We start from the raw sequence: 7,876 nt of genomic DNA on the forward strand, positions 1-7,876 counted from the left end.
CGTCACCCCTACTCTTTCCGCTCCACCGTCCGGACGGTGAGCCGGTCCCCATCTACGGAGAACCCCACCTCCAGCCCGGCAAAGGCCATACCGTACACCCGGTTGGGGTCGTGCTGGTAGGAGGGCCGGGGGTCCCGGGAGAGCACCCCCAGCAGGGCCTCCCGCTTGTCCTCCGGTACCTTGTCCAGCAGGTTTTGAGGGAAATCCACCTCCAGCACCTTCCCTCCCACGTTGCCGGTAAAGCCCCCGGAAGCCTCCGGGTGGGCGTCGGCGTAGGGCAGATAGGGCTTGATATCCAGAATGGGGGTGCCGTCCATCAGGTCGGCCCCCGACACCACCAGCACATGGCCCAGCCTGGGGTCCTTCTCAATGCCCTCCAATTTGACGCAGGACAGGCCGATGGGGTTGGGCCGGAAGGGGGAGCGGGTGGCGAACACCCCCATGCGGGCGTTGCCCCCCAGCCTGGGGGGCCGCACCGTGGGGGACCAGGTCTCCCGCACCGCCTGGGAAAACTGCCAGATAAGCCAGATGTGGGAGAACTCCTCCAGCCCCCGGAGGGCGTCGGGATTGCGGTACTCTGGCTCGAACACCACGGTTGCCTTCAGCTCCTCCACCAGCCCACTCTGCCGGGGAATGCCGAACTTGGTGGGAAAATCGCTGCGGATATGGGCGATGATCTGCATGGGGATCATGGTTTACCCTCCTGTGCCTTTTTCAGGGCGGCCTCCACCGGCCGGGCGGGGGCGGGTTTGCTGTTGTTCCGGGCCAGGATGGCGGCGATCTGACCGGACACCTGCTCCACCTCCGCTTTAAAGGTGGTGGCCGACAGCCGCAGGGCCCCGTGGCCCAGGATGATGAGCTGCTCCGCCCCATCAGAGGTGGCCACCCGGACGTGGTGGTGCTTGCCGATCTCGTAGGTGGCCCGCTCGATATAGGAGTCGGCGGTCTCCGCCTCCTTGGTATACACAACGTATATATTGTGGTACTTGGTTACATCCTGTACTGCCCTGGGCACCTTGTAGGCGTCAAACACCAGGATGACCACGCACTTTTTGAACCCCTGGTAGTTGCTCAGCAGGTCCATCAGCAGCTGCCGGGCAGCATCCAGGTTGGTCTGGGCCACCATCTTCAGCTCCTCCCAGGCGTAGATGATGTTGTAGCCGTCCACCAGCAGGTACTCCGGCCCCTTGTTCTGGGTCTGGACATTGTATTTTTTGTCGTCCAGGCTGGTGCGGGCAGGCTTGGGCTGGGGCCGGAAGCTGTTGCGCTCCACCTTGCCGTAGGTCCGCTCGTAGATGGCCAGCAGCTCCTTGTCCTGCTCCAGGGACAGGCCGGGGGCAGCCCGGCTGGGCCGGACGGGGGCGACGGAAGCTTCCTCCCGCTCCTCCTCCAGGGACAGGCCGCTGCCCACGTGGGCCATCTCCTTCACCTGATCCCATTTCACGTTGTACCCCGCCCCGTGGGCGCAGAACACCGAGCCGGTGGGGTTATCCACGTCCCGCTCCGGGTCGTAGCCGGCGGCGGCCACCGCCGCCACCTGGTCGTGACAGGGGTAGTAGCCCTTCAGGGCGCAGCTCAGCCGCCCCATGCCCCTGGTGTAGGCGGCCACCTCCCGGCCGTAGTCCCGCAGCCCCGCCACCGGGGCGGAGCCGGTGAGAAGGGTGAGCTCCCCCGCCGTCTCCGGCGGGTCGCAGTCGCCTCCCATCCGCTGGAGGTCGCTCATGGCCCTCCCCACCTGGGGGGCGGGCACCTCCAGCCGGAAGGCATACCAGGGCTCCAGCAGCACGCAGCTGGCCTCCATCAGCCCCTGGCGGATGGCCCGGTAGGTGGCCTGGCGGAAATCGCCTCCCTCGGTGTGCTTGAGATGGGCCCTCCCCGCCAGCAGGGTGATCTTCACATCGGTAAGGGGGGAGCCGGTGAGCACCCCCGGGTGGGCCCGCTCGGCCACGTGGGTGAGGATGAGCCGCTGCCAGTTGCGGTCCAGCAGGTCCTCCGGGCAGGCGGAGGCCAGAGTGATCCCGCTGCCCCGCTCCCCCGGCTCCAGCAGCAGGTGGACCTCGGCGTAGTGGCGCAGGGGCTCGTAGTGGCCCACCCCAATGACCGGGGCGGAAATGGTCTCCCGGTAGACGATGCCCCCCTGGCCGAACTCCACCGCCAGGTCGAACCGCTCCTTCACCAGCCGCTGCAAAATTTCCAGCTGGACCTCCCCCATGAGCTGGACGTGGATCTCCCCCAGGCGGCTGTTCCACACCAGGTGAAGCTGGGGGTCCTCCTCCTCCAGCTGGCGCAGCTTTTGCAGGGCGGTCACCGGGTCCTGGCCCTCCGGCAGGAGCACCTGATAGGTGAGCACCGGCTCCAGGGCAGGGGGCGTCCCCTCAGACTCAAAGCCCAGGCCCTGGCCGGCGGCGGCGGCGCTCAGGCCGGTGACTGCCACCACGCTGCCCGCCGGGGCCTCCTCCGTCAGGGCGAATTTCTGGCCGGAGTACACCCGCAGCTGGTCGGCCTTCTCCTTCCAGCTCGGGCCCTCCAGCAGGGTCTTGACCTTCAGGCTGCCGCCGGTAATCTTCATCCAGGCCAGCCGGTTGTTCTGGCCGTCCCGGGAGATCTTGAAGATCCGGGCCCCAAACTCCTCCGGCCAGGTCTTTCGGGGGGCATAAGTCTCCAGGCCGGACAGCAGCGCCTCCACCCCCTCCAGGCGGAGGGCGGAGCCGAACCAGCAGGGGAAGAGCTTCCGCCCGGCAATGAGGGAGGCAATGGCCCCATCCTCCACCGCCCCTGTCTCCAGGTAACCCTCCAGCAGGCCCTCGTCGCACAGGGCAGCCTGCTCATACAGGGCCTCCCGGTCCCCCATATCCACGCAGCCCTCGTCCAGCTTGTCCCGAAGCTCGGCCAGCAGGGCAGCCCTGTCCGCCCCAGCCAGGTCCATCTTATTCACAAAGAGGAAGGTGGGCACCTGGTAGCGCTCCAGCAGCTTCCACAGGGTATGGGTGTGGCCCTGGACCCCGTCGGTGCCGCTGACCACCAGCACGGCGCAGTCCAGCACCGACAGGGCGCGCTCCATCTCGGCGGAGAAGTCCACGTGGCCGGGGGTGTCCAGCAAAATGAGCTCCGCCGTAGGCAGGTTGAGCACCGCCTGCTTGGAGAAGATGGTGATCCCCCGCTCCTTCTCCATGGGGTCGGTGTCCAGGAAGGCGTCTCCGTGGTCCACCCGGCCCAGCCTTTTCAGCCGTCCCCCGGCATACAACAGCCCCTCGCTGAGGGTGGTTTTGCCCGCGTCCACATGGGCCAGCAGGCCCACGCAGATGTGGGCCGCCGCCCCCGCTGTCTGTCCGCCCATAAAAAATCCTCCTCTTGTGTACAGGTCGCTTGAACCAGTATACCACAAGAGGAGGATATCGTCGAGATGGCAGGATAGGCGTCAAAGCGCCGGGCCAGCGGTTTTTCTCTTTTTCAGCGGGGCTGATAGGGGATCAGCAGCCACCCGCTCATGGGGGGCAGGGCCACCGGACCCCGGGGCAGCTCCATACCGGTCATCCAGTCCTTGGCGGGCCAGGGGATCTCGACGGATTCCGGGTCCTTGCCCACGTTCACGGCAGTAAACACCGGCATCCCCTCCCCTTCCCGCAGGAAGGAGATCACCTTGCCCTCGGTGCGGCCCCAGATCAGCTTGCCCCGCCGGAGGGAAGGCAGCTCCTTCCTGGCCTTGCCCAGCTTGGCATACCAGGAGTGGAGCAGACCGTCGGCCATCTCCCAGCGGTAGGTCCGCCGGTTGAAGGGATCCTCAAAGCCCTCCAGCCCCGACTCGTCCCCATAGTATATGGTTGGGGAGCCGGGAAAGGCAAAGAGTACCAAAGCCCCCAGCCGCAGCTTGGTGCGGCCCAGCAGGTACTGCTCGGGGGTGAGAAAGTAGGAGGCCCGCCAGTCCTTGTCGTGCTCCTGGCCGTCCCCACCGTACCCCAGCAGGGTGATGATCCTGGGTGTGTCGTGGGTGCCCAGGAAGTTCATGGCGGAGTGGAAGGCGAAGGGGGGATAGTTCTCCCGGAGGGTCTCCATGGTGTCCTTAAACTGAGCGGCGTCCCCGCCCATCAGATAGCTCAGCAGGGCGTTGCGGAAGGGGTAGTTCATCAGCCCGTCGCAGTGGCCCCCCAGGATATGCTTGCGGCGGACGCCGTAGGCGATCTTGGTGGAGCCGTCCTCCCACACCTCGCCGATGACCATGGCCTCCGGGTTGGTTTCCCGGACGGCCTGATGGATGCCGTGGACAAAGTCGTCGGGCAGCTCGTCGGCCACGTCCAGCCGCCAGGCGTCCGCCCCCGCCCGCAGCCACCGGCGGACGATGCTGTCCTCCCCGCCGAAGATATACTCCCGATAGGATGGCTCGGCCTCGTTGACGGCAGGCAGGGAGTAGATCCCCCACCAAGAGTCGTACTTGTCCGGCCAGTGGGAGAAATGGTACCATTTATAATAGGGGCTGTCCTGAGACTGGCTGGCGCCCTGCTCGGGATAGGACCCGTCCCCGTTGAAGTAGCGGCTGACGTAGCCCTGGTGGTTGAACACCCCGTCCAGCATGATGCGGATGCCCAGCCTGTGGGCCTTCCGGCACAGCTCCCGGAAATTCTCCTCGGTACCCAGCATGGGGTCGATCTTCTCATAGTCCCCGGTGCCGTAGCGGTGGTTCTCCGGCCCCTCGAAGATGGGGCAGAAGTAGATGGTCTCCACCCCCAGGTCATGAAGGTAGGGCAGCTTCTCCATGACCCCCTTCAGATCTCCGCCGAAGAAGTCCCGGTTGCGTACCTCCCCGTTGGCGTCGGGCCGGTACTCCGGCTCCTCCCGCCAGCTGGTGTGGACGGTGCGCCCCCCCACCATGCCGGTGGGGTCGGGCACCCTGGTGCGCCGGAACCGGTCGGGGAAGATCTGGTAGGTGACTCCCTCCCCCAGCCAGGTGGGCACCTGGTCGGTGCCGTCGTACACCGTGAGCTGGTAGGGTCCCAGCTCCTCCTTGCGGCCGTCCAGGCCGTCCAGGCGGAAGGAATACCACACCAGGCCCACGTGATGGCCGGTATCCAGGGTGACCCGGAGCACGTCCCGGTCCCCGTCGATGCCGTCCCAGGTCAGGGGGATCTCCTCCCGCCGCTCCCGGGTGCTCTCAAAGTAGGCGATGAGCACGCCCCCGGAAAAGCCGCTGGTACGGGGCGGCCGGAGGGCAAGGGACACCTTGGTGCCCGAGGGCACCGCGCCGTAGGGTTCCTTATATCGAAGGTCTCTGCTGTCAAAGGTCTTAGGGTCCAGCAAACCAAAAAACTCCCTTCTTAGGGAATCAGCGTATTTTCGGTCCCCACCGATTCCGTGGTATTTTCGGTACCAAAATAAAAGTTGACGATCTGCCCGGCCGCCTTGGCCAGGTTGCCGCCGGAGGCGCCTCCCTCCACCACCATGGAGATAACGATCTCCGGGTCGTCATAGGGGGCGAAGAGCACGAACACGGCGTCGGCGTTCTGGTCGGAGGCCACCTGGGCGGAGCCCGTCTTGGCGCCCACCTCCACCACCAGGTCGTGGAGCTGGCTGTACACCGTGCTCTCCTCGTCGTTGGCCACCTCCCACATACCCTTCTTCACCGCCTCCACATTGGCGGGGTCCAGGTCCAGCTGGTCCAGCAGCTGGGGCTCATACTCGTAGAGGGTCTCGGAGTAGTCGCTGGATTTCACGCTTTTCAGCAGATGGGTGGCGTAGTGATTGCCCCCGTTCACCAGGGTGGCGATATAGTTGGACAGCTGCACCATGGTCACGTTGGTGTTGTCCTGGCCAATGGCGGCGGAGAGCAGGTTGCCGCCGTACCACTCCAGGCCCAGCTTCTCGCTGGTCTCGGGGCCGGCCACATAGCCCTTGACCTCGCTGAGCTCCAGACCGGTGTACTCACCCAGGCCAAACATGGCGGCGTATTCCCCGATCTTGTCGATGCCCAGCCGGTGGCCCATGGTGTAGAAGTAGATGTTGCAGGAGTCCCGCAGGGCGTCGGCCAGATTCTCCTGGCCGTGGGTGCCGCCGTACTGGCGGTAGATCCAGCACTGGGGATGGTAGTCTCCGTAGGGGTAGTGCTCCTCCTCGGGGAGCTGGAGATAGCCGGTGTCCTTAATCTGCTCCTCGGGGGTGGTGAGGCCCTCCTCCAGGGCGGCAATGGCCACCAGGGGCTTGAAGGTGGAGCCGGGGGAGTAATACTCCTGGGTGGCCCGGTTCACAAAGGGCTTCAGGGGGTCGTTGACCACCTGGTTATACAGGTCGTTATCGCTGTAGATCTGGGTCAGGTCGTAGGTGGGATAGGAGGCCATGGCCAGGATGCCCCCGTCGTTGACGCTCTGGACCACCACCGCCCCCTTCTCCTTGGTGTTGGCCAGCTCGGCAATGGTGTCGGCCAGCACCTCCTCCACCTTCTCCTGGAGCCGCAGGTCCAGTGTGAGCATCACATGGTCGCCGGGCTCAGGCACCTGGGGCTCTCCGGTCTCGCTGTCGGGGTACCAGGTCTCGCTGACCACCTTGCCGCTGGTGGACATCTCCTGGAGGAGCACCCCAGATTTGCCCCGCAGGTACTGCTCAAAGGCGGCCTCCACCCCGTCGATGCCCACGGTGTCGTTCTGATTGTAGCCCAGCTCCTTGTACTTCTCCCAGTTCTCCGAAAAGATCTTGCCCACGTGGCCCAGCAGGTGGGCGGCGCTGGTGGTGTTGTACTGCCGGACGGTGGTGGCGCTGACGGTCACCCCAGGCAGAGAACGCTCCTTGATGGCCGAGATGGCGTCGATCTCCACGTCGGTGGCAAAGACGTAGCTGTTGCGGTTGATGTCCTTGGAGCGGAGATTGAGCTCGTACAGGATGCCGATCACCGCCCGGGCGTCGGCGTCCGACCAGCTCTCATCGATGACGAAATACTCCCGCAGGGCGGCCATCACCTCAGCGGCGGTGGGGCCCGCGGGCAGGTCGGCCAGGGTGGCCGCCCCGTCCAGGGTCTCCTGGGTGTACCGGTTGGGCAGGATCTTGCTCAGGGACAGCTTGTTCAGCAGGCTGCCCAGGTAGCTGAACCGGGGCTGGCCCTCGCTGTTGGCGTACACCAGGGCGGTATCGCTGGTATAGACGAAGGGCTCCCCTTTGGAGATGGGCAGGGTATCCGTCCAGGACAGGTTACAGTCCCGGCAGATGTTCACCAGCTCCAGCAGGATGGCGTTGCGCTCCGGCTCCTGACCCATGGGGGTGGTGTTGAGGGTGATCTGATAGGTGGCCCGGTTGCCCACCAGGGAGCGGCCGTACCGGTCCAGGATCTCGCCCCGGGAGGCGTCCACTGTCACCAGATTGGAGATCTTCACCGTAGCCGCCGCCCGGTACTCATCGGTGTTGACCACCTGCAAATTGTACAGCACCGAGGCAAAGCCGCCCAGCAGCAGCACCAGCAGCACGATAATGGAGAGGGATCGGATGTGAAATTGCTTGCCTTCCAAAAATGGGCTCCTCCTTCCGGGATCAACGGCCCTCCGGGGGCCGGGGAAACTGTCTCCAGGTTACAGCACGGTCTTTTTGGGGACCCGGCGGAACACCCACAGGAAGAGGGCGTACACCGGAAATACGAACACCATGGACCAGGCGATCTCCCGCCCGGCCAGGGACAGCATGGCGGCCAGGTCCCCGCCTCCCGCCAGCAGCCGGGACAGGATACGCACAGCGTCAATGCACACCAGGGCCAGCAGGGAGCACAGCAGGCAGCCCACCAGATTCTGGCGCACCACATACTGGGCCAGCACCCCGGCCCCCACCCCCAGCAGGCACAGGCCCACCGTCATGGCGCCGTCGGGGTTGAAGTACACCGCGTCGCACAGGATGCCCACCCCCAGTC

Annotated in this window: 4 protein-coding genes and 1 pseudogene; all 5 read right to left on the minus strand. The window is 65.5% G+C overall.

Annotation, left to right across the window (positions count from 1 at the left end):
• Window positions 1-8: 8 nt before the first annotated feature.
• Entirely contained in the window at window positions 9-692 is a 684-nt protein-coding gene (tsaA, locus tag H6B51_RS09595) for a tRNA (N6-threonylcarbamoyladenosine(37)-N6)-methyltransferase TrmO (protein WP_204883468.1), read from the minus strand.
• The gene (locus tag H6B51_RS09600) at window positions 689-3,337 is read right to left on the minus strand and encodes a translation factor GTPase family protein (protein WP_204883469.1); all 2,649 of its coding nucleotides are present in this window, start codon (window positions 3,335-3,337) and stop codon (window positions 689-691) included. The genes tsaA and H6B51_RS09600 overlap by 4 nt, the downstream gene beginning before the upstream one ends.
• A gap of 113 nt (window positions 3,338-3,450) precedes the next feature.
• Window positions 3,451-5,292 carry a glycoside hydrolase family 13 protein gene (locus tag H6B51_RS09605; protein ID WP_204883470.1) on the minus strand — a complete coding sequence of 614 codons (1,842 nt, stop codon included), beginning with the start codon at window positions 5,290-5,292 and terminating at the stop codon, window positions 3,451-3,453.
• A 17-nt stretch (window positions 5,293-5,309) separates the two neighbouring features.
• Window positions 5,310-7,484, minus strand: a complete 2,175-nt coding sequence (locus H6B51_RS09610) for a penicillin-binding transpeptidase domain-containing protein (RefSeq protein ID WP_204883471.1) — start codon at window positions 7,482-7,484, stop codon at window positions 5,310-5,312.
• A gap of 60 nt (window positions 7,485-7,544) precedes the next feature.
• A pseudogene (locus H6B51_RS09615) lies at window positions 7,545-7,876 on the minus strand (rod shape-determining protein MreD); the annotation flags it as partial.

Source organism: Pseudoflavonifractor phocaeensis, assembly GCF_016901955.1.
Taxonomy (GTDB): Bacteria; Bacillota; Clostridia; order Oscillospirales; family Oscillospiraceae; genus Flavonifractor; species Flavonifractor phocaeensis_A.